This is a genomic window from Streptomyces sp. NBC_00096 (assembly GCF_045041305.1).
In the GTDB taxonomy this organism is placed as follows: domain Bacteria; phylum Actinomycetota; class Actinomycetes; order Streptomycetales; family Streptomycetaceae; genus Streptomyces.
In genome coordinates, this window is sequence record NZ_CP108221.1 from 4518015 (window position 1) to 4539874 (window position 21860).

The 21860-nt window shown below is 73.2% G+C and carries 17 protein-coding genes; 4 read left to right on the forward strand and 13 right to left on the reverse strand.

What is annotated here, in order from left to right; genetic code table 11:
* Positions 1–181 precede the first annotated feature (181 nt).
* The 3 genes from ettA to OG904_RS19880 are packed head-to-tail and all read left to right on the forward strand — an operon-like array spanning position 182 to position 3041.
* Entirely contained in the window at positions 182–1846 is a 1665-nt protein-coding gene (ettA, locus tag OG904_RS19870; RefSeq protein WP_405492787.1) for an energy-dependent translational throttle protein EttA, read from the forward strand.
* 17 nt (positions 1847–1863) lie between these two features.
* Positions 1864–2322 (forward strand): thioesterase family protein, encoded by a 459-nt coding sequence (locus OG904_RS19875; protein ID WP_328298687.1) that lies wholly within the window; start codon positions 1864–1866, stop codon positions 2320–2322.
* Complete coding sequence (locus OG904_RS19880) at positions 2319–3041, forward strand: hypothetical protein (protein WP_405492789.1); 723 nt, start codon at positions 2319–2321, stop codon at positions 3039–3041. Before OG904_RS19875 ends, OG904_RS19880 begins: the two co-directional genes overlap by 4 nt.
* A 51-nt stretch (positions 3042–3092) precedes the next feature.
* On the opposite strand, the gene OG904_RS19885 is transcribed toward OG904_RS19880, so the two are convergent.
* A complete protein-coding gene (locus tag OG904_RS19885; RefSeq protein WP_328298685.1) occupies positions 3093–3497 on the reverse strand; it encodes a globin in 405 nt (134 codons plus the stop codon).
* A 99-nt stretch (positions 3498–3596) separates the two neighbouring features.
* Between OG904_RS19885 and OG904_RS19890 the strand changes: the two genes are divergently transcribed.
* A complete protein-coding gene (locus OG904_RS19890; protein WP_405492791.1) occupies positions 3597–4583 on the forward strand; it encodes a methyltransferase domain-containing protein in 987 nt (328 codons plus the stop codon).
* A gap of 44 nt (positions 4584–4627) precedes the next feature.
* Here OG904_RS19890 and OG904_RS19895 read toward each other — a convergent pair whose 3' ends face one another.
* From OG904_RS19895 to OG904_RS19950, 12 genes are all read right to left on the reverse strand, one after another.
* The gene (locus OG904_RS19895; RefSeq protein WP_405492793.1) at positions 4628–5785 is read right to left on the reverse strand and encodes an FHA domain-containing protein; all 1158 of its coding nucleotides are present in this window, start codon (positions 5783–5785) and stop codon (positions 4628–4630) included.
* Between the two features lie 58 nt (positions 5786–5843).
* Positions 5844–7169 carry a vWA domain-containing protein gene (locus OG904_RS19900; RefSeq protein WP_405492795.1) on the reverse strand — a complete coding sequence of 442 codons (1326 nt, stop codon included), beginning with the start codon at positions 7167–7169 and terminating at the stop codon, positions 5844–5846.
* Positions 7170–7195: 26 nt separating this feature from the next.
* Positions 7196–9121, reverse strand: a complete 1926-nt coding sequence (locus tag OG904_RS19905; protein ID WP_405492797.1) for a protein phosphatase 2C domain-containing protein — start codon at positions 9119–9121, stop codon at positions 7196–7198.
* A 3-nt stretch (positions 9122–9124) separates the two neighbouring features.
* Positions 9125–11914: a tetratricopeptide repeat protein gene (locus OG904_RS19910; RefSeq protein WP_405498133.1), complete on the reverse strand. Its 2790-nt coding sequence runs from the start codon at positions 11912–11914 to the stop codon at positions 9125–9127.
* Positions 11915–11919: 5 nt separating this feature from the next.
* Positions 11920–13281 carry a hypothetical protein gene (locus OG904_RS19915; RefSeq protein ID WP_405492799.1) on the reverse strand — a complete coding sequence of 454 codons (1362 nt, stop codon included), beginning with the start codon at positions 13279–13281 and terminating at the stop codon, positions 11920–11922.
* A gap of 65 nt (positions 13282–13346) precedes the next feature.
* On the reverse strand, positions 13347–14465 hold the full coding sequence (locus OG904_RS19920; protein WP_405492801.1) for a glutamate ABC transporter substrate-binding protein: 1119 nt from the start codon (positions 14463–14465) through the stop codon (positions 13347–13349).
* Between the two features lie 5 nt (positions 14466–14470).
* Positions 14471–15877, reverse strand: a complete 1407-nt coding sequence (locus OG904_RS19925; RefSeq protein WP_405492803.1) for a hypothetical protein — start codon at positions 15875–15877, stop codon at positions 14471–14473.
* 296 nt (positions 15878–16173) lie between these two features.
* A complete protein-coding gene (locus OG904_RS19930; RefSeq protein WP_405492805.1) occupies positions 16174–17217 on the reverse strand; it encodes an N-acetylglucosamine kinase in 1044 nt (347 codons plus the stop codon).
* A complete protein-coding gene (locus OG904_RS19935; protein ID WP_405492807.1) occupies positions 17208–18473 on the reverse strand; it encodes a 6-phospho-beta-glucosidase in 1266 nt (421 codons plus the stop codon). The genes OG904_RS19930 and OG904_RS19935 overlap by 10 nt, the downstream gene beginning before the upstream one ends.
* 5 nt (positions 18474–18478) lie before the next feature.
* Positions 18479–19396: a carbohydrate ABC transporter permease gene (locus tag OG904_RS19940; protein ID WP_405492809.1), complete on the reverse strand. Its 918-nt coding sequence runs from the start codon at positions 19394–19396 to the stop codon at positions 18479–18481.
* Positions 19397–19401: 5 nt separating this feature from the next.
* Complete coding sequence (locus OG904_RS19945; protein ID WP_405492811.1) at positions 19402–20361, reverse strand: carbohydrate ABC transporter permease; 960 nt, start codon at positions 20359–20361, stop codon at positions 19402–19404.
* Positions 20362–20367: 6 nt separating this feature from the next.
* The gene (locus OG904_RS19950) at positions 20368–21702 is read right to left on the reverse strand and encodes an extracellular solute-binding protein (RefSeq protein WP_405492813.1); all 1335 of its coding nucleotides are present in this window, start codon (positions 21700–21702) and stop codon (positions 20368–20370) included.
* Between the last annotated feature and the right edge of the window lie 158 nt (positions 21703–21860).

Sequence of the window (21860 nt, forward strand, 5' to 3'; positions counted from 1 at the left end):
CATCCTGCCGTGCGGCACGGGGCCGGGGGCCCCTTTCCCCGACCCCCACGGAGGCGGTGGCGGGCGCCTTCGGGCGGTGTGCAGGTCAGGGCCCCGGGGCCATACGGGTTTCCCCCGAGGGATGGACGTCAGGCAAGATGGGGTGTATCTGCCCACCCATCGATCTGCCGGACGGTTTCTCTTGGCTGAGTTCATCTACACCATGCGCAAGACGCGCAAGGCGCACGGCGACAAGGTGATTCTTGATGACGTCACCCTGAACTTCCTGCCCGGCGCGAAGATCGGTGTGGTCGGCCCCAACGGCGCCGGTAAGTCCACCGTCCTCAAGATCATGGCGGGCCTGGAGCAGCCGTCCAACGGCGAGGCGTACCTGTCTCCCGGCTTCACCGTCGGCATCCTCATGCAGGAGCCCAAGCTCGACGAGGCCAAGACGGTCCTGGAGAACGTCCAGGACGGCGCGGCCGACATCATGGCCAAGCTGAAGCGCTTCAACGAGGTCGCCGAGGAAATGGCGACCGACTACACCGACGCGCTGCTGGACGAGATGGGCAAGCTCCAGGAGGTCCTGGACCACGCCAACGCCTGGGACCTCGACGCCCAGCTGGAGCAGGCCATGGACGCCCTGGGCTGCCCGCCCGGCGACTGGCCCGTCACCAACCTCTCCGGTGGCGAGAAGCGCCGCGTCGCGCTCTGCAAGCTGCTGATCGAGGCCCCGGACCTGCTCCTCCTCGACGAGCCCACCAACCACCTCGACGCCGAGTCGGTGAACTGGCTGGAGCAGCACCTTTCGCAGTACAAGGGTGCCGTCGTGGCCGTCACCCACGACCGTTACTTCCTGAACAACGTCGCCGAGTGGATCCTCGAGCTCGACCGCGGCCGTGCCCACCCGTACGAGGGCAACTACTCCACCTACCTGGAGAAGAAGGCCACGCGTCTCAAGGTCGAGGGCCGCAAGGACGAGAAGCGCCAGAAGCGCCTCAAGGAAGAGCTGGAGTGGGTCCGCTCCAACGCCAAGGGCCGCCAGACCAAGTCCAAGGCCCGTCTCGCCCGCTACGAGGAGATGGCGGCCGAAGCGGACAAGATGCGGAAGCTGGACTTCGAGGAGATCCAGATCCCGCCGGGCCCGCGTCTGGGCTCGATCGTGGTCGAGGTCAACAACCTCTCCAAGGCGTTCGGTGACAAGGTCCTGGTCGACGACCTGTCCTTCACGCTGCCGCGCAACGGCATCGTCGGCATCATCGGCCCGAACGGCGCCGGCAAGACCACGCTCTTCAAGATGCTCCTGGGCCTGGAGGCGCCGGACTCCGGCTCCGTCAAGGTCGGCGAGACCGTCAAGATCTCGTACGTCGACCAGAGCCGCGCCAACATCGACCCCAAGAAGTCCCTCTGGGCCGTCGTGTCGGACGAGCTGGACTACATCAACGTCGGCCAGGTCGAGATGCCGTCGCGCGCGTACGTCAGCGCCTTCGGCTTCAAGGGCCCGGACCAGCAGAAGGCAGCCGGCATCCTGTCCGGTGGTGAGCGCAACCGCCTGAACCTGGCGCTGACCCTCAAGGAGGGCGGCAACCTGCTGCTCCTCGACGAGCCCACCAACGACCTCGACGTCGAGACCCTGTCCTCGCTCGAGAACGCGCTCCTGGAGTTCCCGGGTGCGGCCGTGGTCATCTCCCACGACCGCTGGTTCCTGGACCGGGTCGCGACGCACATCCTCGCGTACGAGGGTGAGTCCAAGTGGTACTGGTTCGAGGGCAACTTCGAGTCGTACGAGAAGAACAAGGTCGAGCGGCTCGGCGCGGACGCGACCCGTCCGCACCGCGCCACCTACAAGAAGCTCACCCGAGGCTGAGGGCTGAGGTCAAGGCCATGGCCAGACATCACTACCGGTGCCCCCTTCGCTGGGCGGACATGGATGCCTTCGGGCACGTCAACAACGTCGTCTTCCTCCGCTATCTGGAGGAGGCGCGGATCGACTTCATGTTCCGCCTCGCACCGGGGGAGGGCAGTGAGTCGTTCACGGGCGGTTCCGTCGTGGCCCGCCACGAGATCGACTACAAGCTGCCCCTCGTGCACCGTCACGAGCCGGTCCTCATCGAGTCCTGGGTGACCCGGATAGGCGCCGCGTCCCTGACCATCCGCTACGAGGTCAAGGACGAGGCGACCGAGGACGCGCCCGAGACGGTCTACGTGCGCGCCGAGACCGTGGTCGTGCCCTACAACCTCGCCGAGGGGCGGCCCCGCCGCATCTCCGCCGAGGAGAAGCTCTTCCTCCAGGAGTACCTGGAGGAGCGGCCGCGGACCGGTTCCCGGGACCTCGCGGCATGAACGAGCAGCTGCACTTCGCCGACTCCGGGGAGGCGGCGGACCTCGCCGCCTTCCTGGGCCGGCTCGTGCACTACGACCGCGCCGCCGCCGTCCGCCTGCAAGCGCGGACCGGCGGCGGCGCGCTCGCCGTCTTCGGGCGGCCGCCCTCCTTCGACGTGCTGGCCGTCCGTACGGTGCGGCTCGCCGCGCCCGTCTCCGCCCCGCTCGACCTGACCGTCTCGGCCGGGGAGCTGCTGGAGTGCGTCGACGAGGGCGAGCGGGCCGGCGCCGTGGTCCCCGCGGCCGTCACCGGACCGCCCTGGGCCGGACTGCTCCCGCCCCGCGGCGGCTGGACACCGGTGGCCGGGCTACCGGGTCCCGAGGCGATGCGCGGAGCCCTCATGGCCGCCGTCGCCGAGTTCCGCACCCGCGACGAGGCCCTGCCCCCGCAGCACCGGACCCGCTCCGAGCGCGACCGCATCGGCCGCGAGATCTGGTCCCGCACGCTGGGGGACACCGAACTTCCGCTGCGCGCCGTGCACGCCGCGCAGTCCCTTGGCTTCCTGCGGCCGGTACGGTCCACCGTGCCCGCCCTGCCCGCCCTGCCCGCCCCGCCCGGCGCCCCCGAACCGGTGGCCCTGCTCGCCGCCGGGGGCTGGCTGCGGCTGCGCACCCCGTACGGCTCCGTCGCCACGCGCCGCCCCGGCGGACTCGGCGCCCTGCTCGTACGGCCGGTCTAGCGGAGCCGGTGCGGGATCCCGGGCGGGATCCCGCACCGGAGCCCGTACGCGCTAGCCCGCCGTGTTGATCATCGACGCGGCGGCGTACGTCAGGTACCGCCACAGCTGCGCCTCGAGCTCCGGCGCGAGCGCGAGCTCGTCCACCGCCACCCGCATGTGCTTCAGCCACGCGTCGTGCGCGGCCGCGTCCACCTGGAACGGCGCGTGCCGCATGCGCAGACGCGGGTGGCCGCGGTTCTCGCTGTAGGTGTTCGGGCCGCCCCAGTACTGCATCAGGAACAGCGCGAACCGCTCCTCGGCGGGCCCGAGGTCCTCCTCCGGGTACATCGGACGCAGCAGCGGGTCCCCGGCGACTCCCTGGTAGAAGCGGTGGACCAGACGGCGGAAGGTGTCCTCGCCGCCCACCTGCTCGTAAAAGGTCTGCTCCTGGACCGTGCCCCGCGGAATCTCATTCACCCGACCATCGTCTCAGACGCCCGGACGGAGGACCCGGGTCCCAGGGCCCCACGCTCCATCGCGGTCGCACCAGGGCGGTGTCCGCAGGACAGTGGAGACATGGGCGCACACGCCGAGGTACGCGACGTGCTGGAGACCGCGCACGCCGCCCAGGTACGGGAGCTGACCGCCGCCGGGGCGCTGGAGGACCCGGCCTGGCGGGCGGCCTTCGCCGCCGTGCCCCGCCACGTGTTCGTCCCGTACTACTGGACCGGCCGCGGCGCCGGCCACGAACGGCTCTGGGCCGAGGACCCCGACCCCGAGCGGCGGGCCCGCTGGCTGCGCGGGGTCTACACCGACGGCCCGCTCGCCACCCGGCTGCGCGACGGCGAGCTCGTCTCCTCCAGCAGCCAGCCCTCGCTGATGGCGAGGATGCTGGAGGCCCTGGACGTGCGCGACGGGGACAACGTCCTGGAGATCGGGGCGGGCACCGGCTACAACGCGGCCCTGCTCTGCCACCGGCTCGGCGAGGACCTGGTCACCACCGTGGACCTGGACGAGGAGATCACCGAGTCGGCGCGCGGACACCTGGCCCGGCTCGGCTACCGGCCCGCCGTCGTCACCGGGGACGGGGCGCGCGGCTGCCCCTCCCGCGCCCCCTTCGACCGGATCCTGGTGACCTGCACGCTCCCGCTGATCCCGTACGCCTGGCTGGGCCAGTGCCGGCCGGGAGCCCGGATCCTGGCCCCGCTGTCGACCGGGCTGATCGCGCTGACGGTGCGGGACGCCGCCTTCGGGGAAGGCCGCTTCCTGCACACCCCGGCGTACTTCGTGCCCCTGCGCGGAGCCAGGGCGGCGCCGCCGGGCACGTACGGGATGCCGCAGGGGCTCCCGTACGAGCTGGTGGAGAACGAGCGCTTCCAGTTCATGCTGGTGCTGACCTCGGGCGTGCTGCACCCGAGGGAGGCGCTGGACCTGTGGCGGCGCGAGGGCCGGCCGACGCGCGAGCGCTTCGGGGTGACGGTCGGCGCCGAGGGGCAGTGGTCGTGGCTCGACGATCCCCAGGGGCCCTACGTATGGCCCCTGGGGGAGCCGGAAACCGTCTAGGAGCCCGGCCTCAGCCTCTCGTCCTCAGCCTCTCGGCCTCGGGCTCAGCCGCGCCGGACGGTGATCGTGGTCCACGCGCCGACGTGGACGCGGTCGCCGTCGCCGAGGGGGACCGGCACGTAGGGCTGGATCGATTCCTCGCCGCCGTTGATCGTGGTGCCGTTGGTGGAGTTCTGGTCCACCACGGCCCAGCTGCCGTCGGGCTGCTGGACGAGCACCGCGTGCTGGTGCGAGACGCCCGGGTCCTCCGGGGGCACCGACAGGTCGATGTCGGGGGACTCGCCGGTCGAGGCGCGACGGCGGCCGATGGTGATCTGGCCGCCGGCGAGCGGCAGGTGCTGCTCGGGGGAGTACGCGGGCAGGTTGAGTGCGGCGGCCTCGGGGCCGCTGCGGTGCATCATCGCCATGAAGTACGAGCGGTCCGGGCCGATCGTCGCGGTCCAGGAGCCGCCCTGCTGGGGCGGCTGGTGCTGCTGGGGCGGGAACGGCTGGTGGGGCTGCTGCTGCTGCTGCTGATGGTGCTGCTGCGGGGGCGGGGGCGGCGGCTGGTACTGCCCGGTCCGTGAAGGCTGCTGGTACTGCTGCTGCGCCTGCGCCTGCGCCTGCTGCTGTTGCGGCGGAGGCTGCTGCTGGTACTGGGGCTGCTGGTACTCCTGGGCCGCCGGAGGCGGCAGCATCCAGTCGTCCTCGCGCTGCAGCGGCTCGGCCGGGCGGTTGACCCGGGAGGGCCGCGAGCCCTGGTAGTCGAAGTGGTCCTGGGAGTACGCCGGCGGGGCCGCCGGTGCGCCCGGGGACTGCGCCTGGGCCTGCGGCGGGGGCGGCGGCATGCCGGGCACGCCCATCGTCCCGGTGGCGATCGGGGATCCCGGACCGCCCTGTGCGCCGGTGCCCGTGCCGGAGCCCGGTCCCAGGTCCGGGGCGAGCGGCGCGTACGAGGTCGCCGTACGGGTCAGGAAGTTGTACCGGCACTCCTCGCAGAACGGGGCCATGGCCTCGCGCGGGGTCCGGCACTGCGGGCAGAGCTCGGCCTGGGCGGTCGGCTCGCCGGTCGGAGGGTAGCCGTAGCCGTAGGACGGCGCCGCGGGCGCGCCCGTAGGGGCAGCCATGCGGTGGCCGCAGACCTCGCACCAGTCGTCGGAGGCGGACTGGTGCCCGTTCGGGCAGGTCGGCATCGCGGCGCTTCCCCCTTCTTCCTGCGTCATCGCGGCAGGGCTTCTTCTCGTGTGTCTTCTTCGGCGTGCGTCTGATCAGATTAGAGCGTCAAGCTTTTCGCACTCGAACGGTTTGAGTCGAACGCGTCTCAAGTGTCATCTCGTCCGCGTCCGCGACCTTTGCCTTCAGCCGCACAGTACCCGCCGCCGCATCGACGACATCCACCACCTTCGCCAGCAGCTTCGCGGTGTCGGAGTTGCCCGAGGCGCTGGCCAGTTGCACCGCCCGGCCGAGCTTGGCCGTGGCACCCCCGACATCTCCCAGTTTGCGTGCCTCCAGGCCCTGTTGGATAGCCTGCGCGAGCTCCGCCTGCCCGGTGTAGTGGGCCACCTGCGGGTTGATGGCGGTGGATGCGGAGAGGTCGTCCGTCCAGACGGCGCGGACCAGGCCCTGGGCCAGAACGGCCGGTGCCTCGCCCGGCGCCCCCGGCATCACGAGGCTGGCGCGGGCGGCGAGCATCTCCTGCCCCACGGCCGCGCCCGGGACCCGTACGCACACGTGGTACTCACGGGACTCGTCGCCCCAGGAGCCCGTCGGATAGTCCCCGGCGCGCGGACCCGCCTCCGTGCGGCGGTCGGTGAGGTCCTGGACGGTGGGCGCGACCTGTTTGACGTACTGGATCTCCACGCCCACCGGGGTCCACAGGCGCAGCGAGACGTCCGCCACCTCCTTGCCCATGACGTTCTCCATCATGCGCGTGAAGTCCTCGGTGAGGTGGGCCGGGTCGGCCACGATGTCGGCCGAGCCGAGCAGCGCGTTCGCGATGCCGGTGACCTCCTTGACCTCCCAGTCGGTTCCCACGCCGCGGGCGTCACAGGTGAAACGGCCCGCGCAGGCGTCGAGCGTGGCGCGGAGCACGGCCGGCTCCTCGTGCTCGTTGCGGCCGTCGGTGAGCAGGATCCCGTGCCGGATCGCGGCGGTGGACCGGCGCAGCAGGCCGTCGGCCAGGCGCAGCCAGGTGCCGATGGCGGTGCCGCCGCCGGAGGAGAGGCCGCGCAGGGCCTGCTTGGCCTGGGCCCGGGTGGCCGCGTCGGCGACGGCCAGGCGGCCCTGGCCGGGGTAGACCTCCTTGGCCACGTGGGTACCGGCGATCACGGCGAAGGCGGTCCCGTCGCGGAGCGTGTCGACGGCGGCGGCGGTGGCCTCGCGGGCGCCGCGCATCTTGTCGGGCGGGTACTCCATCGAGCCGGAGCAGTCGACCATGATCACGACGGCGGCGCCGCCCGGGGCGACGGCCGTACGGGTGGCCGTGGCCCCGCCGCTGGAGGTGACCGTGACGATGGAGTGGACGTCGCGGCCGCCCTCGGGGAGGTACTCGTTCTGGTACACCTCCACGCTGAAGCGCGGGGCGCTCGGCTTGGCGAAGTTCGCCATCGGTCGGTACTCCTCGGGGACGGGGATCAGGCCTGGGCCTGCGGGGCGGCGGGGCTCGCGGGCGGGGTCTGCGGGATCGGCGGGGCCGGCGGCATCGGCGGGGCGGGTGCCGTGGGGTGCGTGGGCGGGGTCGCGGCGAAGGGGACGACGGCCACGGTGACGTTGTCGTGCCCGCCGCCGTCGAGGGCGTGCCCCACCAGGACCTGTGCGCTGTGCAGGGGTCTTACGGCGGCGTCGGAGGGGAGCACCTGGGCCAGGTCCCGGGCGGACTCGGCGTAGTTCCACAGCCCGTCCGTACAGACCACGACCACGCCGTCGTGGTCGGGCTTGAAGGTGGCGGTGTGCGGTTCGAGGTCGTACGCGTCGGCCCCGAGCCAGCCGGTGATGGCGTGCGCGCGGACGTCGGCGTAGGCCTCGGCCTCGCCCATCAGGCCCGCCGCGACCATCTGGGCGGCCCAGGAGTCGTCCTCGGTGAGCCGGCGGGGGAGCGCGGCGCGGTCGTCGGGAACCCAGTAGGCGCGGCTGTCGCCGACCCAGCCGATGGTCAGCAGGCCGCTGCTGACGACGGCGCCGACCAGGGTGCAGGCGGGGGCGTTCTGGGCGCCGGGCACCTCGGGGGCCAGCGCGTTGACGGCGGCCGCCGCGGCCAGGATCGCCTCGTGCATGGCCTCCTGGGGGTGGGCGCCGCGGGGGAGCGCGTCGAGGAGCGCCTCGTTGGCGGCGCCCGCGGCCGCGGCCGAGGCCTCGTCGGGGCGGCTGGCGGAGGACACGCCGTCGCAGACGATGGCCACGGTGGCGGCGGAGCCGTCGGGCAGCGCGGTGGCCGCCACGGCGAAGGAGTCCTCGTTGCGGTGGTGGCGCAGCCCGCGGTCGGTGACCGCGGCGACGCTCCCGAGCTCCTCCTCGATGTGGTCCCGCTCCCGCGGCTGCGCGTGCCCGCAGTGCTCGCAGTACCCGTCGGTGTCCACCCGCCCGGCCCGGCAGGCGACACAGACCTTGCCGCCACCGTCCCCCGGAGACTCGCCGCCGCCGTACGGATCCCCCTGCTCGCCCTCTTCCCCTTCGGGACCGTGCCCGTGCTGCGCGGGGCTGCCGTACGGGGCCTCGCCGTCGGGGTAGTGGCCTTGCGGGGCGGGGTTGCCGTACGGGTCCCCGGCCGTGGAGCCCTGCGGGGCGGGGCCGCCGTACGGGGCCTGGTGCCCCGAACCGGTCCCGTCCTGGCCGGTGTTGCCCCGGGCGGACCCCTGTCCGGTGGCTGCGCCCCCGTAGGGCGCTTCGTCCCCGGGGTGGCGCCCCTGCGGGGACGGGTGGTCGTACCGGGCCTGGTCCCCGGAGCCGGGGATCCCGTACCCGTCGGCCGCGCCCTGCGGCAGCTGCCCGCCGTACGGGGCTTCGCCCGCGGAACCGGGGCCCTGCGAGCCGCTGTTCCCGTATGAGCCCGCACCCGCGGCGGTGCTGCCGCGGGGGGCTGCGCCCGACGGTGGCGCGGAGTACCGGGTCCCGGGGCCCGGAGGTGTGCCCTGGGGGGCGGTCGGGGGCGTTGGGTCGGACCAGCCGGTGGGGCCGGTGGCCAGGGTGGGGGCGGCGGTGGAGACACTGCCCCAGCCGGGTGCGGATCCGCCCGCGTACACCGTGGCGGCCGGCTCGCCGTAGCCGCCGGGAGCGCGGGTCGCGGGGCCCTCGCCCGGCGACGCGCTGCCGTGTGCGGTGGGCACACCGGCCGCGGCGACCGGAGCCGCCGCCGGGGCGGTCGCCGCGACCGAGGCCACCGCCGGGTCAGCCGCGACCGCGGCCGACGCTTCGGCCGGCGTCGGGTCGGCCAGGGACCCAGGGGCGGATGTGGCCCGGGGGGGCTGGGTGGTGAGGGCGTACCCGCAGAGGCCGCAGAAGCGGTCGCCCTCCTCCAGGGGTTCCGCGCAGCTGGGGCAGCCCGACAGCCGATGCATCGACATCAATCACACCCACGTCCGGGGACGGAAACGGTTTGCCCGCTCCACCAGTTCGATCCTCTCCTCGCCCCGCTGCGCCAGCCGTGCCAGCACGCGGAACGAGCGCTCCAGGCCGAAGCGCAGTCCCCGCTCATCCAGTTGGCAGCCGAGCAGCGAGGCACTGCCGGGGTCGGAACCCCGGCTACCCGACAGTACCCAGTCCAGCGCCGAGCCCAGAACTTCCGCTCTGAGCCGCTCGTGGCGCACCGAGTCCAGGCCGAACCTCCCCAGCGCCTCCACCTGCGCCGCGGCCGCCGTCAGATCGGGCAGCAGTGCCTCCTGCGGGGACCGGTCGCGCAGGCGTGCCCGTACCGCCGCCACCCGGGCGGCGGTGTGGTGGATGGACGCCTCCGGCACGGATTCCAGCGTCCGTACGGCCCCGCCCCGGTCCCCGGCGGCCAGCTGCACCCGGGCCAGCCCGAACGCCGCGCCGACGAACCCCGGGTCCGTGGCCCACACCAGGCGGTAGTACTCGGCGGCGTTGTCCAACTGCCCCAGCACCTCCGCGCACAGCCCCAGCGCCAGCTTCGGCGCCGGTTCGCCCGGGAAGGCGTCGTAGACGGCGTCGAAGGACAGGGCGGCCGTCTCGTCCTCCCCGACGGCCAGCGAGGCGATGCCCCGGGCCCACACCACGCGCCAGTCGTCCGGATGCCGTGCTTCCAGCCGGGTCAGCGCCTCGGCCACGAGGTGCGCGTCGGTGCGGCCCAGTTCGAGCCGGGCCCGCAGCTCCCGCAGCCGCAGCTCGGCGGATTCGGCCGGCGCCGACCCGAGCGCGGCCAGCAGGTCGGCCGGCGCCGAGGCCAGCAGGCCCGCCAGGAATCCGGCGTTGGGGTCACCGGCGTCGACCAGCGGCACGGGCAGTGCCAGCGCGGCCTCGCGGGTGTCCAGCGTCGACGGCCCGGGCCGCCGCGGGGAGGTGATCGCGACCGGCGGCAGCGCCGCCGCCGGAGCCCGGCGCGGGGCCGGCACGGCCGGACCGGCGGCCCGGTGCGTCGCCGTGGTCACGAGCCCGCTCGTGCCGTACCCCGTGATCGGCGAAGCCGCCGGACCGGCGGGCGGGGTGACGGCGGCAGCCGGAGCTCCCGCCCCTTCGCCGGGGCCCGGAGCGAGACCAGACGCCCCACCCGCGACGGACGCCCCACCCGCCACGGACGCCCCACCTGCGACCGAACCCGCGACCGAACCCCGGCCCCGGCCCCGGCCCGCCGGCCACCGCTTCACGGGCCGCTCGCCCAGCCGGGACACCCGCGCACCCGACTCGTCGGTGAACAGCCGGTCGTCCGGAACCCGCAGCTCGGGCCCGAAGAGGGTCGAGATCTGCGGCCGCGGACGGCCCGTCTGGAGCGCGACGACCTCCCGCAGCACGCCCGTCAGCTGGTCCGCCATCTCCTGCGCGGACGCGAACCGCCGTCCCGGATCCGGGTCGGTGGCCCGTACCAGCAGCCGGTAGAAGGACTCGTACCGCCCGAACACCTCGATGTGCTGCGGGTCCGGCAGGGAGTCCACGAAGACGTTCGTGTACCCCTGGAAGTCGAAGGTCAGCACGGCCAGCGTGCGGGCCACCGTGTACAGGTCGGAGGCGACCGAAGGACCGACCTCCGCGACCTCCGGCGCCTGGTAGCCGACGGTGCCGTAGATGGCCGACTCCTCGTCGTCCATCCGCCGCACCGCGCCCATGTCGATCAGCTTCAGCTGATCGGCCTGCTGGATGGCGTTGTCGACCTTGAAGTCGCAGTACAGGAGGTTCCTGGTGTGCAGGTGGCCGAGCGCCTCCAGGGCCTCGATGCCGTAGGCGCAGGCCTGCTCCACGGGCAGCGGGTCGCGCCGCCCGTCCGGCCGGCGCCGGTCGTTGGCGATCTCCTTGAGCGATTTGCCGCCGACGTACTCCATGACGATGTACCCGTCCAGCGAACCCGTCCGCTGGTCCAGGTGCTCCACGAAGTTGTAGATCCGCACGATGTTGGAGTGCTCGATCTCCGCGAGGAAGCGCCGCTCCGAGATCGCGGCCGCCATCGCGTCCTGGTCCCCGGTGTCCAGGAGGCCCTTGAGGACCACCCAGCGGTCCGACACGGCCCGGTCCACCGCGAGGTAGACCCAGCCGAGGCCGCCGTGCGCGAGGCAGCCCGCGACCTCGTACTGGCCGTGCACGAGGTCGCCCGCGTGCAGTTTGGGGACGAAGGAGTACGGATGCCCGCACTTGGTGCAGAATCCTTCCGTCCGCCCCGGCCGGTCACCGCGGGCCCGGCCCACCGGAGCGCCGCAGTCCGAGCGGGAGCAGAACCGCTTGCGCTCCGGCACCTCCGGGTTCTCCAGGACCGCCTCGGAGGGATCCGGACGAGGCACCTCCGGTACGTTGACCAGCCCGGCCCCGAGCCTGCTGCGGCCCGACACCGAGGCGGCCGAACCCGAACTGCGCACCGACACCGACCGGGTGGACGCGGCCCCCGAGAGGGAGCGCGAGAGCCGCCCCGACACCGAGCGCCGCGAGGAGGAGGACCGCGAGGACCGGGAGGACCGGGAGGCCCGCGAGGAGGAGGACGAGGAGGCCGACCGGCCCGACCCGTGCGAGCCCTGGGACCCCTGCGAGTCGCCGTGGCGCGCCGCGCTCGTCATGGCCGTGGGCACCGACAGCAGCTCCCCGGCCCCCGCCGCGACGGCGCCGGTGGGCGCGAGCCCGCAGGTGTCGCAGTAGACCTCGCCGCCGCCCATGTCCTCGTACGCCCCCGGGCAGCCGGGGCGCATGCACGCCGTTCCGATCAGACTCACGCGTCCCCCTCCCTCGGCCCGTCGGGCCACTCTCGATCCCGTTGCCGCAGCCCGGGCCACTGCTGGTCCTGCGGCCCCCGCTGCTCTTGTTGCCCCTGTTGCTGCTCCTGCTGTTGCGGCGGTGCCAGCGCCTCCGCCGCCGCCCACTGGTAGCGCAGCACGGCCTGCTCGGCGGCCCGCAGATCGCAGGGCGCGCTCCACAGCATCCGCCGGGCGGTGTCGTACCGCTCCATCAGCAGCAGGTCCTCCGCCATGCCGAGCCGGGCCACCTTCGCCCGGTAGGCGTCGAGCCGCCCGCGCAGCTCCGCCCGCACCGCCAGCGGCGCCGTCACCGCGGTCAGCGATTCGCGGGCCCGGCGCAGTTCCTCCTCGGCCCGCTCCTCCAGCGACTCCAGCAGCGGCGACAGCCGGTGCCACTGGGCCCGGCGCCGGTACTCGGCCGCCGCCGACAGCTGCTCCTGGAGCGCCGTGGGCGGGCCGCTCACCGCGGGCACCTCGGACGCCGCGATCTTCGCCAGTACCTCGCCGCGCGCCACCCGGGCCTCCGCCAGGGTCCGGTCGGCCCGCGAGAGCACGTCCCGCAGGCCGATCAGCCGCTGCTCGGAGTCCTGCCGGACGGTCAGCACCGCCTCGACCTCCCGGCGCACGTCCTCCAGCGCGAGCGCGGCCCGGTCGTAGCGCGCGGTGTCGGGCCGCCCGCCGCCCGGCGCGGAACTCCCCGCCACGGCGCGCCAGAACGCCAGCGGGTCCTCGATCACCCGGGCCCGCAGGTCCGCCAGCTCGGCCGTGATGGCCTCCAGGTCGTCCCCCGAGGGGTGTTCCCCGGGCCGGACCCCCACCGAGTGGGCGAGGCCGCGGGTGCGGTGCAGTTCGGCGGAGAGCAGGTCGATGCGGGCAGGCAGCGCCGACCACACCGAGTCGGCGGCGACCACCACGTCCAGGGAGCTCGCGTACAGCTCGTTCATCCTGGCCACCAGCTCGGCGAGGGAGAACCGCTCGGCCAGCGGGACCCCCTCCACCCCCGCTCCGGAGATGAGCACGCCGGGCCCGCGCAGCCGGTCGGTCAGCTCCACCAGGTCCTCGCGGCTGGGCCAGCGGCGCCGTTCGCGGATCGCCCGGGCGGCGCCCAGCGCCCCGCTGTACGCGTCGAAGTACCGCCACAGCCGGGTGATGGCCGCGTCGGCCGCGGCCCACCGCTCCTTGGTGACCCCGGTCAGCCCGGCGCCTTCCAGCAGCCGCCGCCCGGCGTGGTCCTGGAGCGCGAGCAGCGAGGTCTCGACGGCCTCGTGCTCCGCGCCCAGCCGGGCCAGCGCGCGGTCCACGCCGTCCCGGTCCAGCACTGCCGGCTGCGACCCCACAGGATGTGCCTCCACCGACCCCGCCTCCGGTCTCGTGACATAGGGCTCCGAATCCGCCACCGGCCTCAGTCCCGGTACTTCGGCACGGGCGGGCCGCTCACACCGGGCAGCACGGGCTGCAGGTGGGTGCGGTAGGCGGCCATCCACGGGCTGGAGTCACCGCCCGTACGGTAGTCCTCCAGGACCTTGTTGACCCGGCGGACCAGGTCCCCCGCGTCCTTGTTCATGGCCACCCCGTAGAACTCCGTGGTGAACGGGGAGCCGACCAGCCGCACCGACGGGTCCTGCGCGGCCTGGCCGGCGGCGAGGGCGTTGTCCGTGACGATGCCGTCCACCTCGCCCAGCTGCAGCCGGACCAGACAGTCCAGCTGGTTGGGAACGCTGACCGGGACGGAGCCGTACGACTGTGCCGCCAGCTGGGCCTCCGCCGTGGAACCGGCCGCCGTGCAGATCCGGCGGCCCTTCAGCGAGGCGTCGTAGCCGGTGATGGCGGAGCCCTTGGGGGCCAGCACCTGCTGCCCGGCCTCGAAGTACGCCGTCGAGAAGGCGACGTCCTCCAGCCGCTTGCAGTTGATCGTCATGGTCCGCACGACGATGTCGACGGTCCCGTCCTTGAGCGCGGGGATGCGCTGGCTGGTGGGGATCGCCCGGTAGATGACCTTGTCGGGGTCGCCCAGGATGTCCTTGGCGATGGCCTTGACCAGGGCGATGTCGAAGCCGTCGAGCTCGCCCGCCGGATTGCGGTAGCCCCATTTGAAGCTGTTCTGGTCCACGCCCGCCACGAGGTGGCCCGCGCTGCGGATCCGCTGGATGGCCGCGCCGTCCACCCCGTTGGGCCGCAGGCTCGCCGCCGGGTCCTGGCAGGTGTCGTCACCCGGAGCCAGCGGAGCGACGGCCATCCTGGCCGGCTCGCGCACCAGCGGCGGGTGCGCCGCACTGCCCGGGGCCGCCTGGGCCAGCGGCAGCAGCACGGCCGCGGCCGTCAGCGCGCAGGCCACGGCCATCGCGCCGACCCCGCCCCAGCCGCGCAGCCGGGCCGTCAGCCGCCGCACGCCGCGGACCTCGTGGACCGCCTCGTCGCCGCCGGGGCCCTCGTGGCCCCCGGCCGCCACACGGGCCCCGGTGCTTCCGGTGCCCACGGCGCCCCCGAAGCCCTCGTCCTCGCCCCTCACACGTCCCGGCATCGCTCTCACCTGTACTCCGAAAGCCTGCGCCCGATGCCGAGCAGTGCCGCCGCCGCGCCGACGACCGCCAGGGCCGCGGTGCCTGTCGTCAAACCGTCGAGCGCCCCGAGCCCGTCCCGCGCGGCCCGGGTGAACTCCTGCTGCTCGTGGACCACGGCCTGTTCCAGCGAGGCGTCCACCGTGTCGAAGGCCGCGCCGCTGTACTCCTTGTGGTCCTTGTCCCCGATGACCTGCCCGACGGCGTCCTGGTAGTTGCCCTTCAGGTCCGTCTGCCGGGCCGCCGCGTGCAGTTCCTTCCACCGCTTCACGCCGTCCGTGGCACGGGTCACGGGCGCACGGCCCGCCTCGTCGTCGGCCAGCGCCGCCGCCGTGGCGAGACCCGTCTCCAGGGCCTTCATGTCGTTCGAGAAGTCCACGTCGTACTTGTCGGACTTCTTGTCCTCGGCCAGTACGGCGCCGCGCGCGATCAGCGTGAGGTTCTCACTGGCCCGCGCCTGGAGCGAGGCGATCCGCGCGTCACCCAGCACCTTGAGGGACTCCTGACCGTCCTTGCGGGCCTCGCTCAGCTCCGCCCGGGCGACGGTGTGCCCCGCGGCCAGCCACAGCAGGACCACCAGGGAGGCGGCGGTCGCGGCGACGAGCCCGTGGTTCATTACGCGGTTCGTGCGGAGGTAGTTGCGCCGCTGCGCCCAGGCCAGGGCGGCCAGCGCGAGCAGGCCCGCCGCGAGCGAGGCCAGCGGCAGCGCGCGGGCGTCGTCGTAGTCCGTGTAGAGCCGGCCGGTCTCCGCCTCGTAGAGCCGCTGCGCGGCGGGCAGCAGCTGGGTGCTCATCTGCTCGTTCGCGTACCGGAGGTAGGCGCCGCCGAGCGGCAGGCCCTGCTTGTTGGTGGCCCGTGCCTGCTCGATGAGACCGGTGTAGCGGGGCAGCTGCTCGCTCAGCAGGGTGATCTGCTTGCGGGAGTCCTCACCGGCGGTGGTGCTGGAGGCCGCGTTCACCAGCAGCCGGGACGCGTTGGCTATGTCCTTCTCGTACCGCTGCCGGACCTCGCGCGGCTCCTCGCCGCCCGCGAGGAATCCGCTGGAGGAGGCCGTGTCGGCGTCCGCCAGCGAGCGGTAGATGTTGGCCGCGTCGGCGCTCAGCGGCTGGCTGCGGCCCACCACGTCGTCGGCCGCGGTGACCCGGCCGGAGATCTCCCAGACGGCGACCGCACCGAACAGCAGGACCAGGGCGGCCAGCACCGCGCCGAGGATCCGCAGCCGGCCCGGCTCGGTGGTGGCCGCGGCGCGCAGCTGGTCCACGCCCTCGGCCCAGGCGGTGCCCCGCCGGGGCAGCCCGTCGGGTGGTGGCGCGGGCGGCCCGGAGGGCGCCAGGGCGCCGCCGCCGGGCGCGGGCGCGCGTGATGTGATGGCCACCGTGACCTCCCCCTCGGTCCTTCGTGCTTCGCAGCAGTATGGCCTTAGTGGCGGTGGACCACAGCACCCGGTGCTGGATCAGACACGATCAGACACGATCCGCCCCGGTCCGTCCCCGGCCCGGCCGCGTCCCCCGCCGCGTCCCCCGGTCCGGCCCCCGCCCCCGGTCCTTCCCCCTGGTGCTTCCCGCCGGCCCTTCGCCGGTCCCTCCCCCGGTCCGCCCGGCCGCTCTTCGCCGCCACCCCTTCACCGTCAATACGCCCAGCCGGCCGCCATGGTTCCGCGCCGGGCCCCGTTCATCCGAAATGGGCACGCAGCTTCCCGTAGGCCTCCGGCCGCGAGCCCAGGGCGTCCAGGCCCAGCAGGCCGGCGCCCAGCACCGGGGGGGCCGTCACCACCGAGACCCGGGCGTGCGGTGCCCGCTCGGCCAGCAGCGCCTCCACCCGCCCGTTCAGCCCCGGGTGCCGGGCGGCGAGCACGCTTCCGCCCAGCAGGACGGGCGCCTCCTCGCCCAGCAGACCGAGCCGCTCCAGCGCCACCGAGGCCAGCGCCACCACCTCCTCGGCCTGCCGCTCGATGAGGGCCGCGGCGACCGGATCGCCGGCAGCGGCCACCGCGAACAGCACCGGCACCAGCTCGTGGACCCGGCCGGGCCCGACGCTCCCCAGGTGCACCGCCTCGATCAGCTCGTACATGGAACCCAGCCCGAAGTGCCCCGGCAGGGCCGCCGCGAGCTCGGTGGGCCCGCCGCGCCCGTCCTCGGCGCGCGCCGCCCACCACATGGCCTCGGCGGCCAGTCCGCCGCCGCCGCCCCAGTCGCCGGAGATCTGCCCGAGCGCCGGGAACCGGGCCGTGCGCCCGTCGGGCAGCATGCCCACGCAGTTGATGCCGGCCCCGCACACCACCGCGACCCCGCGCGGCCCCCCGGCGGCCTCGCCGAGCCCGGCCCGCAGGATCGCGAAGGTGTCGTTGCGGACCTCGGTGGCCGCGCCCCAGCCGCGCGCGCCGATGGCCCGCGCGAGCAGCTCCTCCTCCACCGGGAGGTCCGCGTTGGCCAGACAGGCCGAGACCTGCACGGCGTACGGAAGCGCGTACGCGGCTCCGGGCGCGGGCCGCGGCAGCCCGGCGGCCGCGGCCGCCTCGGCGACGGCCTGCCCGAGGACGTCCACCGCCGCCTCGACCCCGACGCGCGGGGGCTGGAAGCCGCCCGCGCGCCCGGCGCCGAGGACGCGGCCGTCCGCGGCGATCAGCGCCACGTCCGTCTTGCTGTTGCCCGCGTCGACGGCGAGGACCGCCGCGGCCGCCGGCGGGGGCGGGGTGACGGGCCGGCTCACGCCCATGCCAGGTGCTCCTTGTTGTGCGCCAGGAGCCGGTCGGTCAGCCCCTCGGCGAGGTCGAACTGACCGACCAGCGGGTGTGCCAGCAGCGCCTTGAAGACCCGCTCGCGGCCGCCGCGCAGCGCCGCGTCGAGCGCGAGGTCCTCGTACGCCGTCACGTGGGAGATCAGTCCCGAGTACAGGGGGTCCAGCCGCGGCACGGCCAGCGGCGCCGGTCCGGAGCCGTCGACCCGTGCCTGCACCTCGATGACCGCGTCGTCCGGGAGGAACGGCAGGGTCCCGTTGTTCAGCGTGTTGACCACCTGCACGGCGCTGCCGCCGTCGCCCAGCAGGGCCGCGGCCAGGTCCACGGCGGCCTCCGAGTAGAAGGCGCCGCCGCGCTTGGAGAGCAGCTCCGGCTTCTCGTCCAGCGCGGGATCCCCGTACAGGCCGAGGAGTTCCTTCTCCATGGCGGCGACCTCGGCGGCCCGCGAGGGCTTGGTCCCGAGCTCCCGGACCACCTCGTCGTGCGCGTAGAAGTAGCGCAGGTAGTACGAGGGCACGGCGCCGAGCCGGTCCAGCACCGCGCGCGGCAGGCGCAGGTCCGCGGCGATGGCCTCGCCGTGGGCGGCGATCAGCTGCGGCAGCAGGTTCTCGCCCTCCGGGCCGCCCTTGCGCACCCCCAGCTCCCAGGTGAGGTGGTTGAGGCCCACGTGGTCGAGGTGGATGTCGGCCGGCGTCAGGTCCAGCATCGCGGCGAACCTGCGCTGGAAGCCGATGGCCACGTTGCACAGACCGACCGCCCTGTGCCCGGCCCGGAGCAGGGCGCGGGTGACGATCCCGACCGGGTTGGTGAAGTCGATGATCCACGCGTCGGGGTTGGAGCGCCGGACCCGCTCGGCGATGTCGAGGACCACCGGCACGGTGCGCAGCGCCTTGGCCAGACCACCGGCGCCGGTGGTCTCCTGGCCGACGCAGCCGCACTCCAGCGGCCAGGTCTCGTCCTGGAGCCGGGCCGCCTGGCCGCCGATGCGCAGCTGGAGCAGGACCGCGTCGGCCCCGGCCACGCCCGCGTCGAGGTCGGAGGTGGTGGTGATCAGGCCCGGGTGGCCCTGCTTGGCGAAGATCCGCCGGGCCAGGCCGCCGATCAGCTCCAGCCGCTCGGTGGCCGGGTCGATCAGTACGAGCTCGCTGACGGGAAGGGTGTCGCGCAGCCGCGCGAAGCCGTCGATCAGCTCGGGGGTGTAGGTGGAACCGCCGCCCACCACTGCGAGTTTCATCGTGACTAGCCTTTCACTCCGGTCAGGGTGACGCCTTCGACGAACGCCTTCTGGGCGAAGAAGAAGAGGACGATCACCGGGGCCATGACCAGCACGGTGGCGGCCATGGTGAGGTTCCAGTTGGTGTGGTGGGCGCCCTTGAAGGACTCCAGTCCGTAACTGAGCGTCCAGGCCGCCGGGTTGTCGGACGCGTAGATCTGCGGGCCGAAGTAGTCGTTCCAGGCGCAGAAGAACTGGAAGAGGGCGACGGCCGCGATCCCGGGCTTGGCCATCGGCAGGACCACCCGCAGCAGGGTGCGCAGCTCGCCGCAGCCGTCGACCTTCGCCGCGTCCAGGTACTCGTCGGGGATGGTCAGCAGGAACTGGCGCAGCAGGAAGATGGAGAAGGCGTCGCCGAAGGCCATCGGGATGATCAGCGGCCACAGGGTGCCGGACAGGTCCAGCTGCTTGGCCCAGAACAGGTACATCGGGATGACGACCACCTGCGGCGGCAGCATCATCATGGCGATCACCAGCAGCAGCGACAGCCGCCGGCCGCGGAAGCGGAACTTGGCCAGCGCGTAGGCGACGGGCACCGAGGAGACCACGGTCAGCAGGGTGCCGAGGCCCGCGTACAGCAGGGTGTTGCGCCACCAGGTCAGGAAGCCGGGGGTGTCCCACACCTTCGCGTAGTTGCCCCACTCCCAGCTGTGCGGCCACAGGTCGCGGGTCAGCGCCTGCTGGTCGCTCATGACCGAGGTCAGGAAGAGGAAGACGAAGGGAAGGGTGAAGAAGAGCGCCGCCGCGACGCCGAGGGAGTGCACGGCGACCCAGTGCAGGGCGGCCCGGCGGCGCGCGGTGCGCCCGGCCCGCGCGGAATCCGGCGTACGGGGAGTCGTGGGACGCGGTGCGCGCTCCGCGCCGCGGGTGATGGTCTGGCTCATGATCCTCAGTCACCTGCCTCGATCAGCCCGCCGCGCCGCCGCATCAGCAGCGCGGTGAAGGCCATGGAGAGGGCGAACAGCACCAGGGCGACCACGCAGGCGGTGCCGTAGTCGAAGCGCTGGAAGCCGACGTTGTAGATGACCTGGGGCAGGGTCAGGGTGGACTTCTCGGGGTACCCGGGCTCGAACTGCTGGCCCGAGCCGCCCATCACGCCGGAGGCCACCTTCCCCGCCACCAGGGGCTGCGTGTAGAACTGCATCGCCTGGATGACCCCGGTGACCACCGCGAACAGGATGATCGGCGAGATGTTCGGCAGGGTGATGTGGCGGAACCGCTGCAGGGCCCCGGCCCCGTCCAGCTCGGCGGCCTCGTACTGCTCGCGCGGTACGTCGAGCAGCGCGGCCATGAAGATGACCATCAGGTCGCCGACCCCCCACACCGCGAGCGCGGTCAGCGCCGGCTTGGACCAGGCGGGGTCCGTGAACCAGCCGGGCGTGGCCAGCCCGACCGAGTCCAGCAGGGTGTTCACCGGGCCGGTGCCGGGGTTGAGCAGGAACACGAAGGCCAGGGTCGCCGCCACCGGAGGGGCCAGGTAGGGCAGGTAGAACAGGGTGCGGAAGACGCCCGTACCCAGCTTGATCTTGGTGATGAGCAGGCCGATGCCCAGACCGAAGGCGACCCGGCAGGCGACCATCACCACGACCAGCCACAGGGTGTTGCGCATGGCCGGCCAGAACATCGGATAGTCGGTGAAGACGTAGGTCCAGTTGTCCAGCCCGTTGAAGACGGGCGGGCGGAAGCCGTCGTACTTGGTGAAGGAGAAGTAGACGGTGGACAGGAGCGGGTAGGCGAAGAAGGCGCAGAACCCGATCAGCCAGGGCGACATGAAGGCCGCCGTGCGCAGCGCCGACCTGCGGCGCCTGGCGCGCAGCTCGGGGGAGGGAGGGAGCGCGGTCGCGGTCATCAGTGGCTACTTCGCCTTCGCGATGTCCGTGTCGATCTGCTGATCGGTCTTGGCGAGCCCGGCCGCGATGTCCGTGACGTCGCCCTTCTCGACCGAGTAGGCGAAGTCGGTGAAGGTCAGCTGGTAGGTGCCGCCGTCGGCCTGCGCCGGAGTGGTGTTCGACTTCGGGTGCTTGGCGATCTCGATGAACGTCTTGAACTCCGGGGTCACCTGGAGCTTGGCGGACTCCAGGGCGGTCAGCGTGGAGGGGATGTTGTGGATGGCGTTGGCGAAGTCCACGACCGCGTCGGTGTCGGTGGTCATGTACTTCGTCAGTTCCCAGGCGGCGTTCTGCTTGGTGCTCTTCGAGGAGATCCCCATGATGGTGCCGGCGAGGTAGCCCTTGCCGTAGTCGGCGAGCTGGTCGTCCGGGACGGGCATCGGCGCGGTGGCGATCTCGAACTTGACCCCCGCCTCCTTCGCCATGGCCGCCCGCCACTCGCCGTCGATCTGCATGGCCACCAGGCCCTGGTGGAAGGGGTGCTCCGCGCTCCACTCGTCGCCGAAGGTGTTGCGGAACTTCTCCAGCTTCTCGTAGCCGCCGAGCTTGGCCACCAGGTCCTTCTGCGCCGTGAGCATCTTCGCGAAGGCGGGGTCCTTGGCCAGGTTGGACTTGCCGTCGGCGCCGAAATAGGCCGGGTTCCACTGGGCGGCCAGGCGCTGGGGGGCGGTCTCGTAGCCGTGGTAGGTGGGCATGATGCCGAGCTGCTCGTACGAATCGCCCTTGGCTATCGTCAGCTTCTGCGCGGCGGCCTCGAACTGGCTCCAGGTCTTGGGGGCTTCGGTGATCCCGGCGGCGTCGAAGGCGGTCTTGTTGTAGACGAGGCCGTAGGCGTCGTTCAGCAGCGGCAGCGTGCACTGGTTGCCGTTGAACTGGGTGTACTCCATCAGGGGCTTGGGGAAGACCGTGGTCTTGTCGATCCCGGACTTCTTCAGGAAGGGGTTCAGGTCGGTGAAGGCCCCGGTGTTGCAGAACTTGCCGACGCTGTCGGTGGTGAAGGAGGCGACCACGTCGGGAGCCTTGTCGCCGCCCGCGCGCAGCGCCTGGTTGATCTTGTCGTCCGTCATGTTGCCCGTGACGTTGACCTTGATGTTCGGGTGCGCCTTCTGGAACCGGGCGATGTTGTCCTCGATGGCCTTGATCTCGCTGGGAGCGGACCAGCCGTGCCAGAAGTTGAGGGTGACGTCCTTGTTCGGGTCGTCCGAGGCCGTGTTGGAGGCGGAGCCCGTACACGCGGTGGCGAGTACGGACAGCGCGGCGACGGCGACGGCTGCGGCGGTCAGGCGGCGGGTTCTGGGCATGACGGAGTCACTCTCTGCGCGGGGGGACTTCCTGGAGGGGTGGTGCGGGTGGGTGTACGGGGCTGCGTGTGCAGGTGGCTGCGCACGGGGTGGTAGGTGCCGGTGGGGCGAGAGGTGCGGGTGGTGCGGTGCGGGGTGGTGGTGGGGTCGCCGGTTCG